16 protein-coding genes and 1 riboswitch are annotated in these 21,239 nt (G+C 74.0%); of the genes, 6 read left to right on the top strand and 10 right to left on the bottom strand.

The window, feature by feature from the left end; all coding sequences use genetic code 11:
- Positions 1-499 precede the first annotated feature (499 nt).
- Positions 500-1,606, top strand: coding sequence for a septation protein SepH (sepH, locus tag KBZ10_RS13580; RefSeq protein ID WP_210987853.1), 1,107 nt, complete (start codon positions 500-502; stop codon positions 1,604-1,606).
- Positions 1,607-1,668: 62 nt separating this feature from the next.
- Here the strand turns inward: sepH and KBZ10_RS13575 are convergent, their stop codons facing one another.
- A complete protein-coding gene (locus KBZ10_RS13575; protein WP_210987852.1) occupies positions 1,669-2,505 on the bottom strand; it encodes a sulfurtransferase in 837 nt (278 codons plus the stop codon).
- Positions 2,506-2,779: 274 nt separating this feature from the next.
- Between KBZ10_RS13575 and KBZ10_RS13570 the strand changes: the two genes are divergently transcribed.
- Complete coding sequence (locus KBZ10_RS13570) at positions 2,780-3,541, top strand: VOC family protein (RefSeq protein WP_210987851.1); 762 nt, start codon at positions 2,780-2,782, stop codon at positions 3,539-3,541.
- Here the strand turns inward: KBZ10_RS13570 and KBZ10_RS13565 are convergent.
- The 4 genes from KBZ10_RS13565 to KBZ10_RS13550 form a co-directional block, all read right to left on the bottom strand.
- A complete protein-coding gene (locus tag KBZ10_RS13565; protein ID WP_210987850.1) occupies positions 3,516-4,202 on the bottom strand; it encodes a thymidine kinase in 687 nt (228 codons plus the stop codon). The two genes, KBZ10_RS13570 and KBZ10_RS13565, sit on opposite strands and share 26 nt — an antisense overlap.
- Before the next feature lie 88 nt (positions 4,203-4,290).
- Positions 4,291-5,487, bottom strand: coding sequence for an alkaline phosphatase family protein (locus KBZ10_RS13560; RefSeq protein WP_210987849.1), 1,197 nt, complete (start codon positions 5,485-5,487; stop codon positions 4,291-4,293).
- Positions 5,487-6,080: a DUF5998 family protein gene (locus KBZ10_RS13555; protein ID WP_210987848.1), complete on the bottom strand. Its 594-nt coding sequence runs from the start codon at positions 6,078-6,080 to the stop codon at positions 5,487-5,489. The genes KBZ10_RS13560 and KBZ10_RS13555 overlap by 1 nt, the downstream gene beginning before the upstream one ends.
- Before the next feature lie 80 nt (positions 6,081-6,160).
- Positions 6,161-8,971: a bifunctional GNAT family N-acetyltransferase/acetate--CoA ligase family protein gene (locus KBZ10_RS13550; protein WP_210987847.1), complete on the bottom strand. Its 2,811-nt coding sequence runs from the start codon at positions 8,969-8,971 to the stop codon at positions 6,161-6,163.
- Between the two features lie 210 nt (positions 8,972-9,181).
- Here KBZ10_RS13550 and KBZ10_RS13545 point away from each other — a divergent pair, with 210 nt between their 5' ends.
- Complete coding sequence (locus KBZ10_RS13545) at positions 9,182-9,463, top strand: HPr family phosphocarrier protein (RefSeq protein ID WP_210987846.1); 282 nt, start codon at positions 9,182-9,184, stop codon at positions 9,461-9,463.
- Positions 9,464-9,762: 299 nt separating this feature from the next.
- Here the strand turns inward: KBZ10_RS13545 and KBZ10_RS13540 are convergent, their stop codons facing one another.
- The 4 genes from KBZ10_RS13540 to KBZ10_RS13525 all read right to left on the bottom strand — a co-directional run bounded on the left by KBZ10_RS13540 (position 9,763) and on the right by KBZ10_RS13525 (position 14,816).
- Positions 9,763-10,470 (bottom strand): GntR family transcriptional regulator, encoded by a 708-nt coding sequence (locus KBZ10_RS13540; RefSeq protein ID WP_210987845.1) that lies wholly within the window; start codon positions 10,468-10,470, stop codon positions 9,763-9,765.
- A 242-nt stretch (positions 10,471-10,712) separates the two neighbouring features.
- A complete protein-coding gene (locus KBZ10_RS13535; protein ID WP_210987844.1) occupies positions 10,713-11,507 on the bottom strand; it encodes a M23 family metallopeptidase in 795 nt (264 codons plus the stop codon).
- Between the two features lie 14 nt (positions 11,508-11,521).
- Positions 11,522-11,663: riboswitch (cyclic di-AMP (ydaO/yuaA leader) on the bottom strand.
- A 406-nt stretch (positions 11,664-12,069) separates the two neighbouring features.
- Positions 12,070-13,437, bottom strand: coding sequence for a pitrilysin family protein (locus KBZ10_RS13530; RefSeq protein WP_210987931.1), 1,368 nt, complete (start codon positions 13,435-13,437; stop codon positions 12,070-12,072).
- Positions 13,438-13,454: 17 nt separating this feature from the next.
- Positions 13,455-14,816, bottom strand: a complete 1,362-nt coding sequence (locus KBZ10_RS13525; RefSeq protein ID WP_210987843.1) for a pitrilysin family protein — start codon at positions 14,814-14,816, stop codon at positions 13,455-13,457.
- A gap of 201 nt (positions 14,817-15,017) precedes the next feature.
- Between KBZ10_RS13525 and KBZ10_RS13520 the strand changes: the two genes are divergently transcribed.
- A complete protein-coding gene (locus KBZ10_RS13520) occupies positions 15,018-17,471 on the top strand; it encodes a DNA topoisomerase (ATP-hydrolyzing) subunit A (protein WP_210987842.1) in 2,454 nt (817 codons plus the stop codon).
- A gap of 176 nt (positions 17,472-17,647) precedes the next feature.
- Here the strand turns inward: KBZ10_RS13520 and KBZ10_RS13515 are convergent, their stop codons facing one another.
- On the bottom strand, positions 17,648-18,835 hold the full coding sequence (locus KBZ10_RS13515; RefSeq protein ID WP_210987841.1) for a GTP-binding protein: 1,188 nt from the start codon (positions 18,833-18,835) through the stop codon (positions 17,648-17,650).
- Positions 18,836-18,990: 155 nt separating this feature from the next.
- On the opposite strand from KBZ10_RS13515, the gene KBZ10_RS13510 reads away from it, so the two are divergent.
- A complete protein-coding gene (locus KBZ10_RS13510; protein WP_210987929.1) occupies positions 18,991-19,332 on the top strand; it encodes a helix-turn-helix transcriptional regulator in 342 nt (113 codons plus the stop codon).
- Positions 19,329-21,128 (top strand): SulP family inorganic anion transporter, encoded by a 1,800-nt coding sequence (locus KBZ10_RS13505; RefSeq protein WP_374223347.1) that lies wholly within the window; start codon positions 19,329-19,331, stop codon positions 21,126-21,128. Before KBZ10_RS13510 ends, KBZ10_RS13505 begins: the two co-directional genes overlap by 4 nt.
- Positions 21,129-21,239: the final 111 nt, after the last annotated feature.

Genomic DNA, 21,239 nt, shown 5'->3' with positions numbered 1-21,239 from the left:
GGGCCCGGCGGCCGCGGCGGTTGCCGCCCGCCGGGGCCGGCCCCCCGTCACTCTCCGTCCACCGCACCCCCGGTGGGGCCGCGACGCCGGTGGGACTCGACGAACGGAGTGGATTGCTCCGCATCAGGAGATTCCGTGAAACTCCTTCCGCCGGGGTTATCGACGCCCCGGCCGATCCCGGCCCGTGGACGGAAGTCGGCGGCGCGCCAGTCCACCCGGGTGGGCTGAATGGAGTACTGTGGCCAATCCTGGCTCCGGCTCCCCGCCAGGCTGCCCGGAGCTGCGAAAGCGGCCCGGAGCAGGGTTCGGACCGACGCAGTCGTGGCAGGACCTGGGTAGGGTGCATGGGACGGACGGCGCGGTCACACATCGTGACATTTGGGTTACCGCGTCACAACGGCGGAGAAGGCCCCGGGCCCGACACGCCGGGCAACTCGGCAATGCTGTGGCAGGCTGCACCCGGGCAGGCCACACTCGTCTAGCGGAAGCAGCGACGCACGTGACGTCGGCAGGCACCACCCGGGAGGTCCCCATGCCCGAACTGCGTGTCGTGGCCGTCAGCAACGACGGCACACGGCTGGTGCTGAAGGCTGCGGACAGCACGGAATACACCCTTCCGATCGACGAGCGGCTGCGCGCCGCCGTGCGGAACGACCGTGCCCGGCTGGGCCAGATCGAGATCGAGGTCGAGAGCCACCTCCGCCCCCGGGACATCCAGGCACGCATAAGGGCGGGAGCCTCCGCCGAGGAGGTCGCGCAGCTCGCCGGCATCCCCGTGGAGCGCGTGCGCCGCTTCGAGGGCCCGGTGCTCGCCGAGCGCGCCTTCATGGCCGAGCGGGCCCGCAAGACCCCGGTCCGCCGCCCGGGCGAGAACACCGGACCCCAGCTCGGCGAGGCCGTCGCGGAGCGGCTGATGCTGCGCGGGGCGGAGAAGGACACCGCCCAGTGGGACTCCTGGCGGCGCGACGACGGCACCTGGGAGGTGCTGCTCGTCTACCGGGTCGCCGGTGAACCGCACTCCGCGAGCTGGACGTACGACCCCCCGCGCCGGCTGGTGCAGGCGGTGGACGACGAGGCGCGCTCGCTGATCGGGGACACGGACGACACCCCCGAGCCGAGCATTCCGTTCGTCCCCCGGATCGCCCGGCTGCCCCGGGACCGGCCGATGGACCGCACCGTCCCGATCGACCGCTCGGAGCGGCCGGACCGGGCGCTGTCGGCCCGGTCCGAGTCCGAGGAACCCGCCGAGCGGGAGAGCCGCGACCGCGACTCGCTGACCAGCCTGCTGGAGGCGGTGCCCAGCTTCCGGGGAGACCTCGTCGTACCGGAGCAGACCTCGCCGTCCCGGGCCGAGCCCGCCGACGGCCCGCCGGACGACGAGCCGGCGGCCGCCGAGGAGCCCGCGGCCCCGCCCGCCGCCGCGGCGAGCGCGGGTTCGGCGTACGCCGACGTGCTGATGCCGCGCGCCGTGGCCGGGCACCGGGACCGGCTCACCGGCACCACGGACCGGCAGGCGGAGGCGGACGGCGTCCGTCCGGGCCGCCGCGCGGCCGTGCCGAGCTGGGACGAGATCGTCTTCGGCACGCGCCGCAAGAAGCAGGAGTAGCCGGACCACCGGGCGTTCGCGCGTACGGAGCGGATCCGGTCCAGGGGCCGGGTCAGCCCGGGTCAGCCCGGGTCGGCGCCCGTGGCGACCGGGCGGTCCGGGTCGGCGGACCACTCGCTCCAGGAGCCGGCGTACAGGGCCGCCGGAATGCCCGCCAGTTCCAGCGCGATCACCTCCTGCGCCGCCGAGACTCCGGAGCCGCAGTACACGCCCACGGGTGCGTCACCGCGGACCCCGAGGGCGGCGAAGCGCTCGGCGAGTTCGCGCGCCGGGCGGAACCGGCCCTCGGCGGTGAGGTTGCCGGCCGTCGGGGCGGACAGCGCGCCCGGGATGTGGCCCGCCACCGGGTCGATCGGCTCCACCTCGCCGCGGTAGCGCTCCGCCGCACGCGCGTCCAGCAGCACTCCCTTGCGGGCCAGTTCGGCGGCCTCGTCGGGGCCCAGCACCGGCAGACCGCCCGGGACGGGCGCGAACGCGCCCTCGGGCGGGGCGGGTTCGGCCGTCTCCAGCGGACCGCCGTTCTCCCGCCAGGCCCGCAGACCGCCGTCGAGCACACGGACCGACGGGTGCCCGGCCCAGCGGAGCAGCCACCACGCGCGGGCCGCGCCCCAGCCCTGCGCATCGTCGTACACCACGACCGGCCGCTCGGAGGAGACGCCGGCCCGGCGCATCGCGGCCCCGAACACGGCCGGATCCGGCAGCGGATGCCGTCCGCCGCTTCCGGCGGGTCCGGCGAGGTCGGCCTCCAGGTCCACGAAGACCGCGCCGGGGACGTGCCCCTCCTCGTACGCCTGCCGGCCGGGTGGGCCGCCCAGTTCCCAGCGCACGTCGAGCACGACCGGCGGCCGCCCGCCCGCTGCTTCCCGGGCCAGTTCGGATGCGGTGATGAGGGTGTCCATGCGGCCATCTTTGCGCAGTCCCGGCCGCGCAGCGTGCGGACCCCGGAAACCAGCCGTACGGCGGGCAGTTGTCGGACAGCCGGATCATCGGTACGGATACGCAACGGCAAAGTGGGCATCCTTGACCCCAAAGCCATGGAACGCGGCGCGGCCGTCTCCCTCGGCGCGGCAGCTGGTGCAAGCATGTGGCCGGGCGCCTCCCACCGCGACGGCGCGCGCCCGCCCCCGCCCGGATCCGAACGCCGCCCCGAGAGGCCCGAGGAGAACAGTGACGATGACCGAGGCAGCCACGCCGCGTACACCGGGGACGCCCTGCTGGGTGAGCCTGATGGCACACAACCTGGCGGCGACCCAGGAGTTCTACGGAGCCCTGTTCGGCTGGACCTTCGTGCCCGCGCCCCGGCAGCTCGGGCCGTACGTCCGCGCCCAGCTGGACGGACGCGAGGTCGCCGGGGTGGGCGAGCTGTCGGGCGGGCGTGAGCTGCCGGTGGCCTGGACCACGTATCTGGCCACGGACGACGCGGACGCGACCGCCGAGCTGATCCGCGCCTGCGGCGGCACGGTCGCCGTCGGCCCGCTGGACGCCGGGGACGCGGGGCGGCTGGCGATCGCCTCGGACCCGTTCGGCGCGGTCTTCGGGATCTGGCAGGGACTGGCCCTGGCCGGAGCGCAGGCTTCCGGTGAGCCGGGCACCCAGACCTGGAACGACCTGCAGCAGCAGGACTTGGCGGCCGCGAAGTTCTACGAGGCGGTCTTCGGCTACGAGAGCACGGCCAACGGCCCGGAGGAGATCACGCTGTCCCTGGACGGCAAGCCGGTGGCCAGTGTGCGGGAGCTGGGCGAGGAGCCGGTCCGGAGCCGCGGACCGCGCTGGATGACGTACTTCGAGTCGGCCGATCCGGACGCCGACGCGCGCCGGGCGACCGGTCTGGGCGGCAGACTGCTGGCCCCGCCGCACGACCTGCCGTTCGGGCGGGTGGCCACGGTCGCCGACCCCGAGGGCGCGGTCTTCAATCTGCTGCGGACGGCCCGCTGACGGCGGCCCGTTCCCCGCGGTCGACGGGGAGGACGTCCGGTGAGAGCGCGGCGGCGCGGGCCGCGGCCGAGGTCATCCGTCGCCGGTGGTGGCGGCGGCACAGCACCTCGTATCCGGTCTCGCCTCCGGACAGGCCGACGTCCCCGACCACGACCTGCGCGCCTTCGACGACCATCTCACCGCCGACCGTGCGGGCGTTGTGGGTGGCCCGGGCGCCGCACCAGCAGAGCGCCTCCACCTGCAGGGTCTCGATGCGGTCGGCGAGTTCGACCAGCCGCTGCGAGCCGGGGAAGAGCTTGGAGCGGAAGTCGGTCGTGATGCCGAAGGCGAAGACGTCGAGGTCCAGATCGTCGACGACACGGGCGAGTTGGTCGACCTGGGCGGGGGCGAGGAACTGCGCCTCGTCGGCGATCACGTAGTCCGCACGGCCGCCCCCGGAGAGATGGCCGACGAGATGGGCGTAGAGGTCGAGGTCCGCGGCCGCCTCGATGGCCTCGGTGACCAGTCCCAGCCGGGAGGACAGCTTGCCCTCCCCGGCCCGGTCGTCCCGGGTGAAGATCAGGCCCTGGAGGCCGCGCGCCGACCGGTTGTGCTCGATCTGCAGGGCGAGGGTCGATTTCCCGCAGTCCATCGTGCCGCTGAAGAAGACCAGTTCGGGCATCGGGAGTGGAGGGCCTTTCGGTTCGGGTCGTCGCCGTTCGCCGCCGGCCCCGCGGAGGCCGTGCGGGCGGCCGGCGCGCGGGGACCGGTCAGGAGCGTACCGCCAGCAGCGGGACGAGCTGTTCGGCGGCCGTCATCGAACCGTGCAGCCCCACCATCGAGGACTCGTTGGGCTCGGTGCGGGAGGCGGTGATCGCCACATCGGCGCAGGCCGCGGCGACCACATCGCCGATGCGGCCGTACACCCGCTCCTCCACGGGGCCGAACCAGCCCGCCTCGACGGCCTCGTCGCGGGTGGCCACCCACATCCGGTCGCCGAGCACCTCCCGCCAGACGGCGGCGACGTCACCGGCGGCGCCGGGAACGGCGTAGACGTGCCGGGCCCGGGCCTCGCCGCCGAGGACGGCGACGCCGGCGCGCAGTTCCCAGTCCTCGTCGAAGTCGATCCGGGACTCCTCGTCGAACGGGATGTCGACCATCCCGTGGTCGGCGGTGATGTAGAGCGCCGAGCGGGGCGGCAGTTGCTCGGCGAGCCGCAGCGCCAGCCGGTCCACGAAGGCGAGTTCGGCACGCCAGTCGTCGGAATCGGTGCCGTGGCGGTGCCCCTTGCCGTCCACCTCGCTGTAGTACGTGTAGACGAGCGAGCGGCCCGCGGCGCCGAGCTGCTCCGCGGCGAGGTCCATGCGCTCCGCCCCGGTGAGCCTGCCGTGAAAGGTGCCGCCGCTGAGTGCCACCCGGGTCAGCGGGGTGGTCTCGAAACCGGGCGCGGAGACCTGGCAGGTGTGGATTCCCGCCGCGTCCGCGAGCTGGAAGACCGTGGGATACGGCTGCCAGAGGTGCGGGTCGGTCCAGGGCCGCCAGCGCAGCTGGTTCATCAGCGCGCCGCTCGCCGGGTCCAGGACCGTGTACCCGGCGAGGCCGTGCGCGCCGGGCGGCAGGCCGGTGCCGACGGAGGCGAGGGAGGTGGCCGTGGTGGAGGGGAAGCCCGCGGTGAGGGGTCCTCCGGTGCCGCCGTTGGAGCTCGCCAGGAGGGAGGTCAGGAACGGCGCCTCGTCCGGGTGGGCCTTCAGCAGCTCCCAGCCGAGGCCGTCCACGAGGAAGACGCAGTTCCGGTCGGCCGGTTCCAGGGCCAGACCGGCGCTCAGCCGCGGGACCCCCAGGCCGGCGGCCAGGGTCGGCAGCAGCTCGGCGAGCGAGCCGTGCCCGTAGGCGGGCGCGGGCGCGGAGCGCGGATCGAGGGGTGCGGGATCGTGCCAGGCGGAGCCGGCGGTGGCGGGCTGGGCCATCAGCGGGCGGCGGTGGAGGCCACGGTGGCCTCGGAGAGCGACTGCGCGAAGGCGAGCGTCTGGCGGACGGAGTCGGGGCCGTCACCGGCTTCGCTGACCCGCAGGCTGAGGTCGTCGGCGGTGGAGTTGCCGGTGTAGCCGTGGTCGGCCTCGCAGTCCGGGTCGCCGCAGGCGGCGGGCTCCAGGTCGATGCGGTTGACCGCGCCCCAGCCGATGGTGAGGACGACCTCCCGGGGCAGCGTGCCCGGGGTGTAGGACTCGGGGTTGGCCACGACCCGGCTGAGCACCACCGAGGAGATCCGCTCCAGCCGCACCGACTCGGTGGAGGTGGTCGCGTACGGAGAGGGGGAGGTGCCGTCCGCGGCCTGCTCGTCGGTGTGGCTGACGATGAAGCGGGTGCGGGTCAGCACCAGCACGGTGACATGGCGGCGGACCTCGTTGGAGTCGAAGGTCGTCTCCTGGTGGACCAGGTACGAGGTGACCGGTTCGCCGCCCACGGCGGCCTCCACCGCCTCGGCCACCAGGGCCGGGTAGTAACCGCTGCGCTCGATCGCCGAGCGCAGCCCTTGGGTCGTCGTGCCGGTCTTCGCCATGGCCCCATCCTACGGGGCGGCGGCACCGCCCGAGGAACGGCGGCACCACCGCGCGGACGGGCCCGGCAGCCCGGGCCGGTTCAGTAGACGGGCAGCCGGCGGGGCCCGATGTCGGATCCGGTGGAGGGGGCCGCGAGCCGTACCGAGGCGCCGAGCACGCTCAGCCCGTGCGCGGCGACGACGACGGGTTCCAGCTCCACCGCGACCACCTCGGGGTGGTCGTCGACGAGCCGGGAGAGCCGGAGCAGCAGCTCCTCCAGGGCCGCGGTGTCCACCGGGTCCGCTCCGCGCCAGCCGAAGAGGAGCGGCGCGGCCCGGAGGGAGCGGATCACCTCGGCGGCGTCCCGGTCGGTGACCGGCAGCAGCCGGTGCGCCATGTCGCCGAGCAGCTCGGAGGGCGCGCCGGAGAGACCGAAGGAGAGCACGGCGCCGGCCGCGGGGTCGATCGCCGCCCGGACGACGGTGTCCACGCCGCGGGGCACCATGGCCTGCACGACGGGGCGCAGTTCCTCCGGTTTGCCCAGGAAATCGGTGAACTCCCGGTACGCGCGGCGCAGGGCCTCCTCAGTGGTGAGGTCGAGCCGGACGCCGCCGAGGTCGGCGCGGTGGCGCAGATGGGGGGCGGTCGTCTTGAGCGCGACGGGATAGCCGAGGGCGGCCGCGGCCCGGGCGGCGGTGTCCGGGTCGGGCGCGGGCAGCGCGGGCCGGACGGCGATGCCGTACCGGGCGAGGAGGGCGGCGGCGCGGTCGGCGGGGAGCGGGAAGCTGCGGGCGTCCCGGCTGCCGGCGGCCAGCAGGCCCTCGATCTCGGCGCCCGCGCCGGCCTCGTCGATGTCCTCGTACTCGGGGACGCGGCCCGGTTCGGCGGCCGTCCGGCGCCAGGCGGCGTAGCGCACGGCCTCGGCCAGCGCCCGCACGGCGCGCTCGGCCGCGGGGTAGGCGGGGATGCCCGAGCCGCGTGGGGGACCGTCTGCGTCCGCGGTGCCGCCGGGCGCGGGGGCGGGCGTTCCGGGGCTTCCGCCGGAGGCGCCGAGGGCGGCCGCGAGGCCGTCCATCTCCAGGTGGGCCACCACCACGGGCTTGCCGGAGCCGCCCGTCCCGACGGCGTCGCGCAGGGCCGCGGCCAGTTCCGGGCCCTCGTCGGGCGAGGGGCCGTCGGTCTCGCCGACCCAGGGGATGGCGGTGACGACGACGGCGTCGCAGACGTCGTCGGCGAGTGCCGTGCCGAGGGCCGCGCGGAAGTCGTCGGGGGTGGCCCGGGTGGTGAGGTCGATCGGTGTGAGCGGACGGAGCCGTTCGGTGAGGCAGGCGTCGTAGGCAAGCAGGCCGAGCGATTCGGAGTTGCCGAGGATGGCCACCCGGGGCCCGTTCGGCAGCGGCTGGCCGGCCAGCAGCAGGCCGGTGTCGACGAGTTCGGTGACGGTGTCGACGCGGATGACTCCCGCCTGCCGGAAGAGCGCCGAGACGGTGGCGTCGGGGATACGGGTGCTGGGCACGGCGTGCCCGGTGGGGGCGGCGCCGCTGTGCCGGGCGCCCTTCACCACGACGACCGGCTTCGCGGCGGCCGTCCGGCGGGCGAGCCGGGTGAACTTCCGCGGATTGCCGATGGATTCCAGGTACATCAGCACGACGTCGGTGGCCGGGTCGTCGTGCCAGTACTGCAGGACGTCGTTGCCGGAGACGTCGGCCCGGTTGCCCGCCGAGACGAAGGTCGAGGTGCCGATGTGGCCGGCGCCGCGCCGGTGCAGCGCGGAGAGCAGAGCGATGCCGATGGCGCCGGACTGCGTGAACAGGCCGATGTGCCCGGGCGGCGGCAGTTCGGGCGCGAGGGAGGCGTTGAGGCGCACGCCGGGCGCGGTGTTGAGGACGCCGAAGGCGTTCGGGCCGATGATGCGCATGCCGTACGAGCGGGCCTGCCGGACCAGTTCGCGCTGGCGCTCGCGCCCCTGGGGGCCGCTCTCGCCGTAGCCGGAGGAGATGACGACCAGCCCCTGCACGCCGTGCTCGCCGCAGTCGGCGACGACGGCCGGCACGGACTCCGCGGGGACGGCGACGACGGCGAGGTCGACGGGCTCGCCGATCCCCCCGACGGTGCGGTGGGCGGGCACACCCTCCGGCTCCAGGGTGGCCATGCCCTCGGGGAAGGCCCGGTTGACGGCGTGGACGCGGCCGGTGAAGCCGCCGTGCAGCAGGGCGCGGAGGACGGCGCGTCCCATGCCGCCGGGCCGCCGTCCGGCGCCGATCACCGCGACCGAGCCGGGGGCCAGCAGCCGCTGGACGGACCGGGCCTCGGCGCGCTGCTCACGGCTGCGCTGCACGGCCACCGAGCGGTCGGTGGGTTCGAGGTCGAACTCCAGCCGGACGACGCCGTCCTCGAAGCTGCGCTTCTGGGTGTAGCCCGCGTCCGTGAACACTTTGATCATCTTGGTGTTGGCGGGCAGCACCTCGGCGGCGAAGCGGCGGATGCCGCGCTCCCGGGCGACGGCGGCGATGTGTTCGAGGAGGGCGGAGGCGAGACCCCGGCCCTGGTGGGCGTCCTGGACGAGGAAGGCCACCTCGGCCTCGTCGGCCGGCGCCGAGGCGGGGCGTCCGGTGGCGTCGATGCGGTCGTACCGCACGGTGGCGATGAACTCCCCGCCCACGACGGCCGCCAGGCCGACCCGGTCGACGTAGTCGTGGTGGGTGAAGCGGTGGACGTCGCGGTCGGACAGCCGGGGGTACGGCGCGAAGAAGCGGTAGTACTTGGACTCGTCCGAGACCTGCTCGTAGAAGTCGACCAGGCGCTGTGCGTCGTCCTCGGTGATGGGGCGGATGTGGGCGGTGCCGCCGTCGCGCAGGACGACGTCGGCTTCCCAGTGGGCCGGATAGACGTGCTCCGACGGCGTTTCCATGGGGCCAAGCGTACGGGTGTGCGGCCCGGTGCGCGGGGTGCGCGCACCGGGTAGCGCCGGACCGGTCCGGCGCCGCCGGCGGTCGCGGAACGGGCCACGGCGCCCCGGTACGGTGACCGCAGGCCGGTCCGGGCCCTTGCGGCACCGTGCGAGAATGGTCTAGACAACTTATCCACGGATTACCCGTTCCTGCGACCGAAGGGCACCACCATGGCAGAGCGCCGCGTCACCGTCGGCTGGGCCGAAGGGCTGCACGCCCGTCCCGCCTCGATCTTCGTCCGCGCGGCGACCGCCTCCGGCGTTCCCGTGACGATCACCAAGGGCGACAGCTCCCCGGTCAACGCGGCCTCGATGCTCGCGGTGCTCAGCCTGGGCGCCCAGGGCGGCGAGGAGATCGTCCTCGCCTCGGAGGCCGACGGCGCGGAGTCCGCGCTCGACCGGCTGGCCAAGCTGGTCTCGGAAGGACTGGACGAGCTGCCCGAGACCGTCTGAGACCGGAGCCGTCCCGGCGGTCCGGACGGCCCCCTCCGGGGGGAAGCCGTTCCGAGCCGCCGGGCGCGGCGAACAGCGCACGCCGAAGCCGCGGTCGCCCTTCCGGGGCGGCCGCGGCTTCCCTGCGCGGCCCCATGCCCGCCCCGCGCGAGGGCGCGCCGGGAGAACAATCCGGCGCCCCGCGGCACGTGCTTCTTCTCGCCCACCCGATATCCGCGATCCCGCCCCGCATACGCACCCCGCCCGCGCCTTCGCCGCTTCTTCACCCCTTTTCCCACGGCCGCATTACCCCCGCATGGTTAATTCTGGACCCGTTCCGTGTTGACGGATTGTTTCGGATTCCTCACCGTGGCCGGGCGGCGCAGCCGGCTGCCCTCCGGTGGCGCGAGTTCGGTGTGCGCCGCCGTGAGGGACCGGGCACGCGCCGCGTCCCCCCGCGCCACGGCGTCCACGATGGCGCCCCGCTCCGCCCAGGTGCCGGCCGTGGGCGCCGGCCGCGGGGCCGCGTACATCCAGGCGATCTTGCGGCGGACCTGAGTGAGCAGGGCGATGAGACTGGGACTGCCCGAGGCCTGGGCCAGCGTCTCGTGGAACCAGGCGTCCAGCGAGCCCAGATCCGCCGCCTGCCCGTGGCGCGCCCGCTCCCGGCCGAGCCCCACCAGCCCCCGCAACACCTTGAGGTGGGCCTCCGTGCGGCGCTGCGCCGCCCGCCCCGCGGCCAGCGGCTCCAGCAGGGCGCGGATCTCCAGCAGGTCGGCCGCCTCGCGCTCCGTCGGCTCGGCCACGCAGGCGCCCGCATGCCGCCGGGTGGTGACGAACCCCTCGGACTCCAGGGCCCGCAGGGCCTCCCGGACCGGGATCCGCGAGACACCGTAGCGGCGGGCGAGCAGTTCCTCCGTGAGGCGGCTGCCGAAGGGATAGATCCCGGCGACGATGTCCTCGCGGATCGCATGGCGCACCGCGTGCGACGGAATACGGCGGCCGGCGGGCGGCGAATCACCGTTCATCTCCGACTCCGCATTTCCGGAACCTCCACTGGAATTCCCGTGGAACACAGGGCTCGACATTCTCGAACTGTATGGCAGGACGCGGAATATGGTGACGCGGATGCCCGTCGGCGTATGCGATCCGGCCAGGCAACCGGCCACGGCGGAAGGCGGCCGGAGAACCCGCACGGCCCGGGCCGTCCGGAGCCGGATACGCGGAAGACCCCGGCCGGGAGGGCCGGGGTCTCGCGTCGCGCCGGACGTCAGACCGAGACGCCGTGCGACCGCAGGTACGCGACCGGGTCGATGTCGGAGCCGTACTCGGCGGTGGTGCGGGCCTCGAAGTGGAGGTGCGCGCCGAAGGAGTTGCCGGTGTTGCCCGCGAGGCCGATCTGCAGCCCCGGGGTGACTGTCTGGCCCGCCGTGACGTTGAGGGCGGACAGGTGCCCGTACTGGGTGTAGGTGCCGTCGTTCATCTTGATGACGACGCTGTTGCCGTAGGCGCCGTCCCAGCCGGCCTCCACGACGGTGCCCGAGCCCACGGACTTGACCGGGGTCCCCTCGGCGGCCTTGAAGTCGACACCGGTGTGGCTGCCCGAGGACCAAGCGGCGCCGGAGGCGTGGTACTGGGTGGAGACGAAGCTGCCGTCGACCGGCAGCACAAAGGTGTTGAGGCGCTTGCGCTCGGCCTCGCGGGCGGCGCGCTCCTTCGCGGCGCGCTCCTCCTTGGCCCGGGCGTCGGCGATCCGCTTGGCCTCGGCGGCCTCGCGCCGGGCCGCGGCCTCGGCGCGCTCCATTGCGGCGGCCACGTCGGCCGCGGACTGCTGGGCCTCGGCCTGGTCGTCTATTCGCTCGCCGAGGGTGTCGTCGAGGACGACCGCCTGGCGGAGCCCGGTGTTCGCGGCTCCGAGAGTGCTGTCGTCGGCGGCGAACGCCGGGGAGGCGAGGGTGGCGGCCACGCCCCCGGTGGCGAGGCCGGCCACGCCCGCGACGCGCGCGGGACGGCTGCTGCGGCGGCTCGGACGGCGGTGCTTCCCGGTGGTACGGGTGGGCGGCATAGAGTGCGGCTGTCCTTTCCTTCCTTCTCGCCTACCGGGTTAGCTGACGGGTTCGGAGCAGGAAGGTCTCCTACGGGCCCCTCCGCGGGAAGGCGCCCGATTCACCCCAGGGACCGGGCCGTTCCCGTACCGCCTCCGCGGCGGCGTGGGCCGGCCCGTCCCGCACCGGTGAGGGTGCGGGAAGGAGGGTCCCCGGCTCCCCCCGGCTCGCGCCGTGGGGACTCGGCGATGACTGCCCGGTGCCGCGGTTTGCGGCGAAGTGCCCGGCCGAGCAGCCGGACCGACGCTAGGACGGACGGCTCCGCCGCGCCAAACGCATCCGGGTTTTTGTTGCGGAGACCACAGGAGAGAACGCCCACGCCCCGGCAAAACGGGCCAAACGCGGGTTCGGTCCGGGCGGACGGAACGGCGGAATCGGCGCATCCGCCCCGGCATGGCGGTGGCGGCGCGAGGCGATGTGACGGACCGCCGGTTCCGGCGGCCCGTCACATCCGGTGTGTCACACGGCGCGGCGCCGGCGCGCGGCAGCACCGGTCCCGGCCGCGCCGCCGCTCGCCGGGCGTCAGCCGCCGACGACCTTGACCTCCCCGATGCCGAGCGCCCGGACCGGCTCCTCGATCGCGGAGGCGTCCCCGACCAGCACCGTCACCAGGTTGTCCACCGGGAACGCGCTGACCGCGGCGGCCGTGGCCTCCACCGTGCCGGTCTCCGCGAGCCGGGCGTACAACTGCGCCTGGAAGTCGTCCGGAAGGTACTGCTCGACCTGGTCGGCCAGGGTCCCGGCAACGGCCGCGGCCGTCTCGTACTTGAGCGGTGCCACCCCGACCAGGTTCTGCACGGCCACATCGCGCTCCTCCTCCGTCAGCCCGCCGGCCGCGAGGGTGCGCAGCACCCGCCAGGTGTCCTCCAGGGCCGGACCCGTGACGTCGGTGGCCACCGAGCCGCTGATGGCCAGCAGCGAGGCACCCGTGCCCTCGGGGGTCGAGCGCAGCACCTGGCCGAAGGCGCGCACCCCGTAGGTGTAGCCCTTCTCCTCGCGCAGCACCCGGTCCAGACGGGAGGTGAGCGTGCCGCCGAGGCAGTAGACGCCGAGCACCTGGGCCGCCCAGACGTGGTCGTGCCGGTCGGGCCCCACCCGGCCGATGAGGACCTGGGTCTGCACGGCGCCGGGCCGGTCCACGATGACGACCCGGCCGGTGTCGTCCCCCGTGATGGCCGGTACGGGGCGGGCCTCGGCCGTGCCGCCGCTCCAGGTGCCCAGGGTGCCGGCGAGGACCTCCGCGAGCGGGATGCCGGTGAAGTCGCCCACGATCACGGCCGTCGCGGTGGCGGGGCGGACGTGCGCCTCGTAGAACGCGCGTACGCCGGCGGCGTCCACGCGCGCGACGGTCTCCTCGGTTCCCTGCCGGGGCCGGGACATCCGGGAGCCGGCCGGGAACAGCTCCTTGGAGAGCTCCACGGCGGCGCGGCGGGCGGGGTTGGCCAGCTCGTGCGGGATCTCGTCGAGGCGGTTGCGGACCAGCCGCTCCACCTCGCCGTCCGGGAAGGCCGGGGCCCGCAGGGCGTCCGCGAGCAGCTCCAGCGCCTTGGCCAGCCGGGAGGCCGGGACCTCCAGGGAGACCCGCACCCCGGGGTGGTCCGCGTGCGCGTCCAGGGTGGCGCCGCAGCGCTCCAGTTCGGCGGCGAACTCCTCGGCGGTGTGCCGGTCGGTGCCCTCCGAGAGGGCGCGCGCCATGATCGTGGCGACGCCGTCGGTGCCCTCCGGCTCGGCTTCCAGCGGTGCCTGCAGATTGATCTCGACGGCCACCACCTTCTGGCCGGGGCGGTGGCAGTGGAGCACCGTCAGGCCATTGGGCAGGGTGTCCCGCTCGGGCGTCGGGAAGGCCCAGGGCGTCGGCTCCCCGGCGCGCGGCATCGGGTGGAACGTCATGGTCGTGCCGGCGCCGCTCACTGGGCCGCCTCCTTCTGGTCGGTGCCGTCGGTGCCCTCGCCGGGCTCCTGCCCGGACCCGGTCGGTTCGTAGACGAGCGAGGCGCGGTTGTCGGGTCGCAGCCGCGCCGCCGCCACCTCGCGTACCTCGTCGGCGCCGACCTCCAGCAGCCGCTGCACCGCCGTCAGTGCGAGCTGCGGGTCGCCGAAGAGGACGGCGTAGCGGCACAGCTGGTCGGCGCGGCCGCCGACGGTGGCCAGCTGGTCCAGCCACTCGCGCTCCAGCTGCGCCTGGGCGCGCTCCAGTTCCTCCGGCGTCGGGCCCTCCTCGGCGAACCGGGCCAGCTCCTCGTCGACCGCCCGCTCGATGGCGGGGATTTCCACACCGGAGGACGCCTTGACGTCCAGCCAGCCCATCGAGGGGGCGCCCGCCAGCCGCAGCAGGCCGAAGCCCGCGCCGACGGCGAGGCGGTCCCGGCGGACCAGCCGGTTGTACAGCCGGGAGGACTCCCCGCCGCCGAGGACCGTCAGGGCGAGATCGGCGGCGTCGGCGGCGCGGGTGCCGTCCTCCGGAAGCCGGTAGGCGGACATCAGCGCGCGGGCCGGGACGTCCTCGCGCAGTTCCTCGCGCAGCTCCTCGCCGATGACGTCGGGGAGTGCGCCGTCGCGCGGCGGCTGCTTGCCGTCGTGGCCGGGGATGGAGCCGAAGTAACGCTCGATCCAGGCGAGGGTCCGCTCGGGGTCGATGTCGCCGACGACCGCGAGGACGGCGTTGTTCGGCGCGTAGTACGTCCGGAAGAAGTTCCGGGCGTCCTCCAGCGACGCGGCGTCCAGGTCGGCCATCGACCCGATCGGGGTGTGGTGGTAGGGGTGGCCCTGGGGGTAGGCCATGGCGGTCAGCTTCTCGAACGACGTGCCGTAGGGGACGTTGTCGTAGCGCTGGCGGCGCTCGTTCTTCACGACGTCCCGCTGGTTCTCCATGCTCTCCTCGTCGAGGGCGGCGAGGAGGCTGCCCATGCGGTCGGCCTCCAGCCAGAGCGCGAGTTCGAGCTGGTGGGCGGGCATGGTCTCGTAGTAGTTGGTCCGCTCGAAGCTCGTGGTGCCGTTGAGCGAGCCGCCCGCGCCCTGGATCAGCTCGAAGTGGCCGTTGCCCTTCACGTTCGCGGAGCCCTGGAACATCAGGTGCTCGAAGAGGTGTGCCAGGCCGGTGCGGCCCTGGACCTCGTGGCGGGAGCCGACGTCGTACCAGAGGCAGACCGCGGCGACCGGGGTCAGGTGGTCCTCGGAGAGGACCACGCGCAGACCGTTGGCCAGCCGGTGCTCCGTCGCTGTCAGGCCGCCGGACCCGGCCTTCTCGGTGGCCGTGTGACCCATGGGCATGTACGTCCCTTCGATCGCGGGTGAGGGGTGCGGAGATGATGAGTGCTGCCACTGTATGCAAGCGGCCGGAGACCTGGCGAAGTTCCCGTACCGTGCCGTTCGGACGGGTCGTGGGCCGCACTGTCCGCGGCGGGGTCCACAATGGTCCGCGTCACCACCCCGCCCAGCGAAGTTTCGAAGTCCTAAGGAGCAGCAGCCGCGATGGCCCGCCGCAGTACGAAGACCCCGCCTCCCGAGGAATTCGAGGAGCGCATCCTCGACATCGACGTCGTGGACGAGATGCAGGGCTCCTTCCTGGAGTACGCCTACTCGGTCATCTACTCGCGCGCCCTCCCCGACGCCCGCGACGGCCTCAAGCCGGTGCACCGGCGCATCGTCTACCAGATGAACGAAATGGGCCTGCGGCCGGACCGCTCGTACGTGAAGTGCGCACGCGTCGTGGGCGAGGTGATGGGCAAGCTCCACCCGCACGGCGACGCCTCGATCTACGACGCCCTGGTGCGCATGGCGCAGCCGTTCTCGATGCGGCTCCCGCTGGTGGACGGCCACGGCAACTTCGGCTCGCTGGGCAACGACGACCCGCCCGCCGCCATGCGGTACACCGAATGCCGGATGGCCGCCGCCACCTCCCTGATGACGGAGTCGATCGACGAGGACACCGTCGACTTCGCCCCCAACTACGACGGCCAGGAGCAGGAGCCGTCGGCCCTGCCGGCCGCGTATCCGAACCTGCTGGTGAACGGCGCCTCCGGCATCGCGGTGGGCATGGCGACCAACATGCCGCCGCACAACCTGGGCGAGGTGATCGCCGCCGCCCGGCACCTGATCAAGCACCCCGGCGCCGATCTGAGCACGCTGATGCGGTTCGTGCCCGGCCCGGACCTGCCGACCGGAGGCCGGATCGCGGGGCTGGCCGGCATCCGCGACGCCTACGAGACCGGCCGCGGCACCTTCAAGATCCGCGCCACGGTGACGGTGGAGAACGTCACCGCCCGCCGCAAGGGCCTCGTCGTCACCGAACTGCCGTTCACCGTCGGCCCCGAGAAGGTCATCGCGAAGATCAAGGACCTGGTGGGCGCCAAGAAGCTGCAGGGCATCGCCGACGTCAAGGACCTCACCGACCGCTCGCACGGGCTGCGGCTCGTCATCGAGATCAAGAACGGCTTCAACCCGGAGGCCGTGCTGGCGCAGCTCTACAAGCTGACGCCCATGGAGGAGTCCTTCGGCATCAACAACGTCGCGCTGGTGGACGGCCAGCCGCTGACGCTGGGGCTCAAGGAGCTGCTGGAGGTCTACCTGGACCACCGGTTCGAGGTGGTCCGGCGGCGCAGCGAGTTCCGGCGGGGCAAGCGCCGCGACCGGCTGCACCTCGTCGAGGGCCTGCTGACCGCCCTGATCGACATCGACGAGGTCATCCGCATCATCCGCTCCAGCGACAACTCGGCGGAGGCGAAGCAGTCCCTGATCGCCCGCTTCTCGCTGAGCGAGATCCAGACGCAGTACATCCTGGACACCCCGCTGCGCCGGCTGACCAGATTCGACCGGATCGAGCTGGAGTCGGAGCGAGACCGCCTCAACAGCGAGATCGCGGAGCTGACCCGCATCCTGGAGTCCGACGCGGAACTGCGGAAGCTCGTCTCCTCGGAACTCGCCGCGGTGGCCAAGAAGTTCGGCACCGACCGGCGCACGGTGCTGCTGGAGTCGGCCGACGCCCCGGTGCAGGCCGTGCCGCTGCAGGTCGCCGACGACCCGTGCCGGGTGCTGCTCTCCTCCACCGGCCTGCTGGCCCGTACCGCCAACGGCGAGCCGCTGGAGGGCGGCTCCACGAAGCGCGTCAAGCACGACGTGATCGTCTCCGCCGTCCCGGCCACGGCCCGCGGCCATGTCGGCGCGGTGACCTCCACCGGGCGGATGCTGCGCCTGTCCGTGATCGATTTGCCGCAGCTTCCCGACACGGCCTCCGCCCCGAATCTGTCGGGGGGCGCGCCGATCGCCGAGTTCCTCACCCTCGACGAGGGCGAGGAACTCATCTGCCTGACCACGCTCGACGAGAGCTCCCCCGGTCTGGCCATCGGCACCCGGCAGGGCGTGGTGAAACGCGTGGTGCCGGACTATCCGGCGAACAAGGACGAGTTGGAGGTCATCGGCCTCCGGGACGGCGACCGGGTGGTCGGCGCCGTCGAACTGCGCACGGGTGACGAGGACCTGGTCTTCGTCACCAGCGAGGCGCAGCTACTGCGCTACCCGGCCTCCCAGGTACGGCCGCAGGGCCGCGCGGCGGGCGGCATGGCCGGGGTGAAGCTGCCCGAGGGGGCTGAGGTGATCTTCTTCGGCGCGGTGGACCCGGCCGGTGACGCCGCGGTCTTCACCGTCGCCGGTGCCGCCCAGGGCACGCTCGACGCGTCGGCACAGCAGTCGGCGAAGCTGACCCCGTTCGACCAGTACCCGCGCAAGGGGCGGGCCACCGGCGGAGTGCGCTGCCAGCGTTTCCTCAAGGGCGAGGACCGGCTGGTCTTCGCCTGGGCCGGGGCCACGCCGCCCCGGGCCGCCGGCTCCTCGGGCGCCCCGGTGGAGCTGCCGGAGCCCGATCCGCGCCGGGACGGTTCCGGCGTCCCGCTGACGAAGCCGGTCTCGGTGGTCGCCGGGCCGGTGTGACGGACCGCGGGCGCCCGGCGCCCGGCGCCCGGCGCCCGTGGGCCCGGAGGGCGCGGGGCCGGGCGGCGCCGGGCGGCGCCGGGCCCGGCGGAGAGGGCCGCCGGTCCGTTCCCGCCGCGCACGGCCCGCCGTCCGTGCTGCGGGGGGAGGGGGCGGGGCACTCTGCGCGCACGGGCTCAGGACTCCGCGGCGTCCTCCGGCTCCGGCCCGTACGCCCCGGGCTCCCCGTACGCCCCGGGCGGCTCCTCCGGCTCCTCCGGCTCCTCCGGCCGGTCGCGCCAGGTGTACCGCAGGACGCCCCACATGCCCGTCTCGTCGGCGGCGGCCTCCCCCGGCGCCGTCTCACGGCAGGCCTCCAGTTCCTTGCGCACAGCCCCGGCGTCGATGCCGGTCCCGATCAGGACGAGCTGCGTGCCGGGCGTCTCGTCACGGGCCCAGGGCGAGGGGTAGAAGCGCAGGAAGTCGCCGACGGCGTGCAGGGTGAACTGCTCGCGGTGGCCGTCCGCGCCGAAGTGGACCCAGCCCTTGATCCGGTAGAGCCCGTCCGGCCGGCTGTCGAGGAAGGCCATCAGCCGGCGCGGGTCCAGCGGGGTGCCGGAGGTGAACTCCACGCTGTCGTAGGCGCTGTGGAAGTGGCCGCGGCCGGCACAGCCGTCGTGGCACCCGCCGTCGCGGCCGGTGTGCCCGCAGGTCTCCCGCTCCCGGTGCATCTCCCGGTACAGATCCTCGAACGACAGCTGCCGTACCGCCTCGGTCTCCTGCGCGCGCGGCCGTGCGTCGAAGAGCAGCCCGGCGTCGATCCGCCCGTGCGCGGCGGGGATCACGGGGGCGCGCGGGGCGAGGCGTTGCAGGGTGTCCAGGGTGTCCCGCAGTCCCGCCTCGTCCACCCGGTCCGCCTTGTTGAGCACCACGAGATCGGCGATGCCCACGTGCCGGTCGAGTTCGGGGTGGGCGGTACGGGTCCGGGTGAACTCGGCGGCGTCGACGACCTCGACCAGCCCGCCGTAGACGATGCGCTCGTTGTCGCTGGCCAGGATCATCCGGATGAGTTCCTGCGGCTCGGCCAGTCCGCTCGCCTCGATGACGATGACGTCGATGCCGGCCCCGGGGCGGGCGAGCCGCTCCAGGAAGCCGTCGAGTTCACTGGTGTCGACGGCGCAGCAGAGGCAGCCGTTGCCGAGCGAGACCATGGAATCGACCTGGCCGGCCAGGGCCATCGCGTCGATCTCGATCCGGCCGAAGTCATTGACGACCGCGCCGACGCGCGTACCGTCACTGCTGCTCAGCAGGTGGTTGAGCAGGGTGGTCTTGCCCGATCCCAGAAACCCCGCCAGCACGACGACCGGTATCTGTCTCCTGGCCACAGGGGCGCCTCCGTCATGGGTGTCCGTGGTGTGCCGCGGGAACGGCCGCGGACCAGGATAGAAGGCGGCAGCCCATCCACGATTTGAAGAATTCTTCAATTGGACACATCATGGAGTGAGTCTCCCGCCCGCTCCCCCGACGACAGGTGCTGATCTTGCAGGTCCCGCTCTACCAGGCCAAGGCGGAGTTCTTCCGCATGCTCGGACACCCCGTCCGCATCCGGGTGCTGGAACTCCTCCAGGACGGCCCGATGCCCGTACGGGACCTGCTCGCCGCCATCGGCACCGAGCCGTCCAGCCTCTCCCAGCAACTGGCCGTGCTCCGCCGGTCCGGGATCGTGACCTCGACGCGCGAGGGATCCACGGTCGTCTACGCCCTGGCCGGCGGCGATGTGGCGGACCTGATGAAGGCGGCCCGGCGGATCCTCACCGAGATGCTGGCCGGGCGCAACGAACTGCTGGCCGAACTGCGGGACTCCCAGGACATACGCCGGTGAACCCGCTCCTCGCCCGGGCCCTCTCCGGGCTGCTGTCCCTCCTGCCCACGCGCTCCGATCTCGCCGCGATGCGCGGGCGCCCGCGCCGCGACCTGCTCGCCGGTCTCACCGTGGCCGTCGTCGCCCTGCCCCTCGCCCTCGGCTTCGGCATCTCCTCCGGGCTGGGCGCCGAGGCCGGGCTGGCCACCGCCGTGGTCGCGGGCGCGCTCGCGGCCGTCTTCGGCGGCTCCAGCCTCCAGGTCTCCGGGCCGACGGGGGCCATGACCGTCGTCCTGGTGCCGATCGTCCACGCCCACGGCCCCTCCGGCGTGCTCATGGTGGGGCTGATGGCGGGCGTGCTGCTCCTGCTGCTGGCCGCGGCCCGGGCCGGGAAGTACATGGCCTTCGTGCCCGCGCCGGTGGTCGAGGGCTTCACCGTGGGCATCGCCTGTGTGATCGGGCTCCAACAGATCCCCGCGATCCTCGGCGTGCCGGTGCCGGACGAGGAGAAGGTCGCGCCGGCGGCCCTCGCGGCCGTACGGGACTACCTCGGCGCGCCGGACTGGCCCGCGGTCACCCTCGCGCTGGCGGTCGCCGGGCTGATGCTCGCCGGCGCGCGGTGGCGTCCGGCCGTGCCGTTCTCGCTGCTGGCCGTCGCGGCCGTGACGATCGCCGCCGAGACGACCGGGCTGGACGTGGACCGCATCGGGACACTGCCGGCCGGACTGCCCGCGCCCTCCCTCGGCTTCGTCGACCCCTCCGCCCTCTCCTCGCTGATCGCGCCCGCCGTGGCGGTGGCCGCGCTGGCCGCCCTGGAATCGCTGCTGTCCGCGGCGGTCGCCGACGGCATGACCGTGGGACAGAAGCACGACCCCGACCGTGAACTGTTCGGCCAGGGCCTCGCCAACCTCGCCTCCCCCCTCTTCGGCGGCGTGCCCGCGACCGGCGCGATCGCCCGGACCGCCGTCAACGTCCGCACCGGGGCGACCTCCCGCCTGGCGGCCCTGGCCCACGCGGTGGTCCTGGCCGTGATCGTCTTCACCGCCGCGCCCCTGGTCTCCCGCATCCCGCTCGCCGCCCTGGCGGGCGTCCTGCTCGCCACCGCCGTCCGCATGATCGAAGTCGGTTCGGTCCGCGCCATGGCCCGCGCCACCCGCTCCGACGCCGTGGTGCTGGTGCTCACCGCCTGCGCCACGCTGATCCTCGACCTGGTGCAGGCGGTCGTCATCGGCCTGATCGTCGCGGGCGCGCTGGCCCTGCGGGCGGTCGCCCGGAACGCCCGGGTGGACGAGGTGCCGCTGCACCACGACGACGGCGCCTCCGGCAGCCACGACGCCGAAGAACATGCGCTGCTGGCCGAACACATCGTGGCGTACCGCCTGGACGGACCGCTCTTCTTCGCCGCCGCCCACCGCTTCCTGCTGGAGCTCTCCGAGGTCGCCGACGTCTCCGTGGTGATCCTGCGGATGTCTCGGGTGACCACCATCGACGCCAGCGGCTCCCTCGTGCTGAAGGACGCCATCGAGAAGCTGGAGCGCCGCGGGATCACGGTGCTCGTCTCCGGCATCCGCGACGGCCACCACCGCCCGCTGGAGGCACTGGGCGTCATCGGACGGCTCGACGCCACCGGACGGGTATTCGCCACCACGCCCGAGGCCATCGCGGCCGCCCGGGAACTGCTCCACGGCACGGGAGTCCTGCCCGCGCCCGGGCCGGCCCGGGCGGAAGGCCCGCCGGAGCCCGCCGGAGAGGCAGCGCGGGAGTCCGCGGGCGGAGCCTCGCCGGAGGAGGCCCCGCCGACCGCTCTGCCGCTGTGAACCGGGCGCCCGGCGACCGGACCGGGGCCGGGCTCCGCCCGCTCACCGGTGGTCCGCGCCGGAGAGCGGCCGCAGCCCGGTCCCCGGCCGGGAGGACTGCTTCCGCATGAC

Source organism: Streptomyces sp. F63 (genome assembly GCF_018070345.1).
GTDB lineage: Bacteria > Actinomycetota > Actinomycetes > Streptomycetales > Streptomycetaceae > Streptomyces.
Note: the sequence above shows the minus strand (reverse complement) of the source record. Positions and strands in the feature narration are given on the sequence as shown.

What these genes read in the sequence shown, in the direction of transcription:
- KBZ10_RS13575 (WP_210987852.1), bottom strand. Translation starts at nt 2,505, where the DNA reads ATGGACACCCTCATCACCGCATCCGAACTGGCCCGGGAAGCAGCGGGC.
- KBZ10_RS13570 (WP_210987851.1), top strand. Translation starts at nt 2,780, where the DNA reads ATGACCGAGGCAGCCACGCCGCGTACACCGGGGACGCCCTGCTGGGTG.
- KBZ10_RS13565 (WP_210987850.1), bottom strand. Translation starts at nt 4,202, where the DNA reads ATGCCCGAACTGGTCTTCTTCAGCGGCACGATGGACTGCGGGAAATCG.
- KBZ10_RS13560 (WP_210987849.1), bottom strand. Translation starts at nt 5,487, where the DNA reads ATGGCCCAGCCCGCCACCGCCGGCTCCGCCTGGCACGATCCCGCACCC.
- KBZ10_RS13555 (WP_210987848.1), bottom strand. Translation starts at nt 6,080, where the DNA reads ATGGCGAAGACCGGCACGACGACCCAAGGGCTGCGCTCGGCGATCGAG.
- KBZ10_RS13550 (WP_210987847.1), bottom strand. Translation starts at nt 8,971, where the DNA reads ATGGAAACGCCGTCGGAGCACGTCTATCCGGCCCACTGGGAAGCCGAC.
- KBZ10_RS13545 (WP_210987846.1), top strand. Translation starts at nt 9,182, where the DNA reads ATGGCAGAGCGCCGCGTCACCGTCGGCTGGGCCGAAGGGCTGCACGCC.
- KBZ10_RS13540 (WP_210987845.1), bottom strand. Translation starts at nt 10,470, where the DNA reads ATGAACGGTGATTCGCCGCCCGCCGGCCGCCGTATTCCGTCGCACGCG.
- KBZ10_RS13535 (WP_210987844.1), bottom strand. Translation starts at nt 11,507, where the DNA reads ATGCCGCCCACCCGTACCACCGGGAAGCACCGCCGTCCGAGCCGCCGC.
- KBZ10_RS13530 (WP_210987931.1), bottom strand. Translation starts at nt 13,437, where the DNA reads ATGACGTTCCACCCGATGCCGCGCGCCGGGGAGCCGACGCCCTGGGCC.
- KBZ10_RS13525 (WP_210987843.1), bottom strand. Translation starts at nt 14,816, where the DNA reads ATGCCCATGGGTCACACGGCCACCGAGAAGGCCGGGTCCGGCGGCCTG.
- KBZ10_RS13520 (WP_210987842.1), top strand. Translation starts at nt 15,018, where the DNA reads ATGGCCCGCCGCAGTACGAAGACCCCGCCTCCCGAGGAATTCGAGGAG.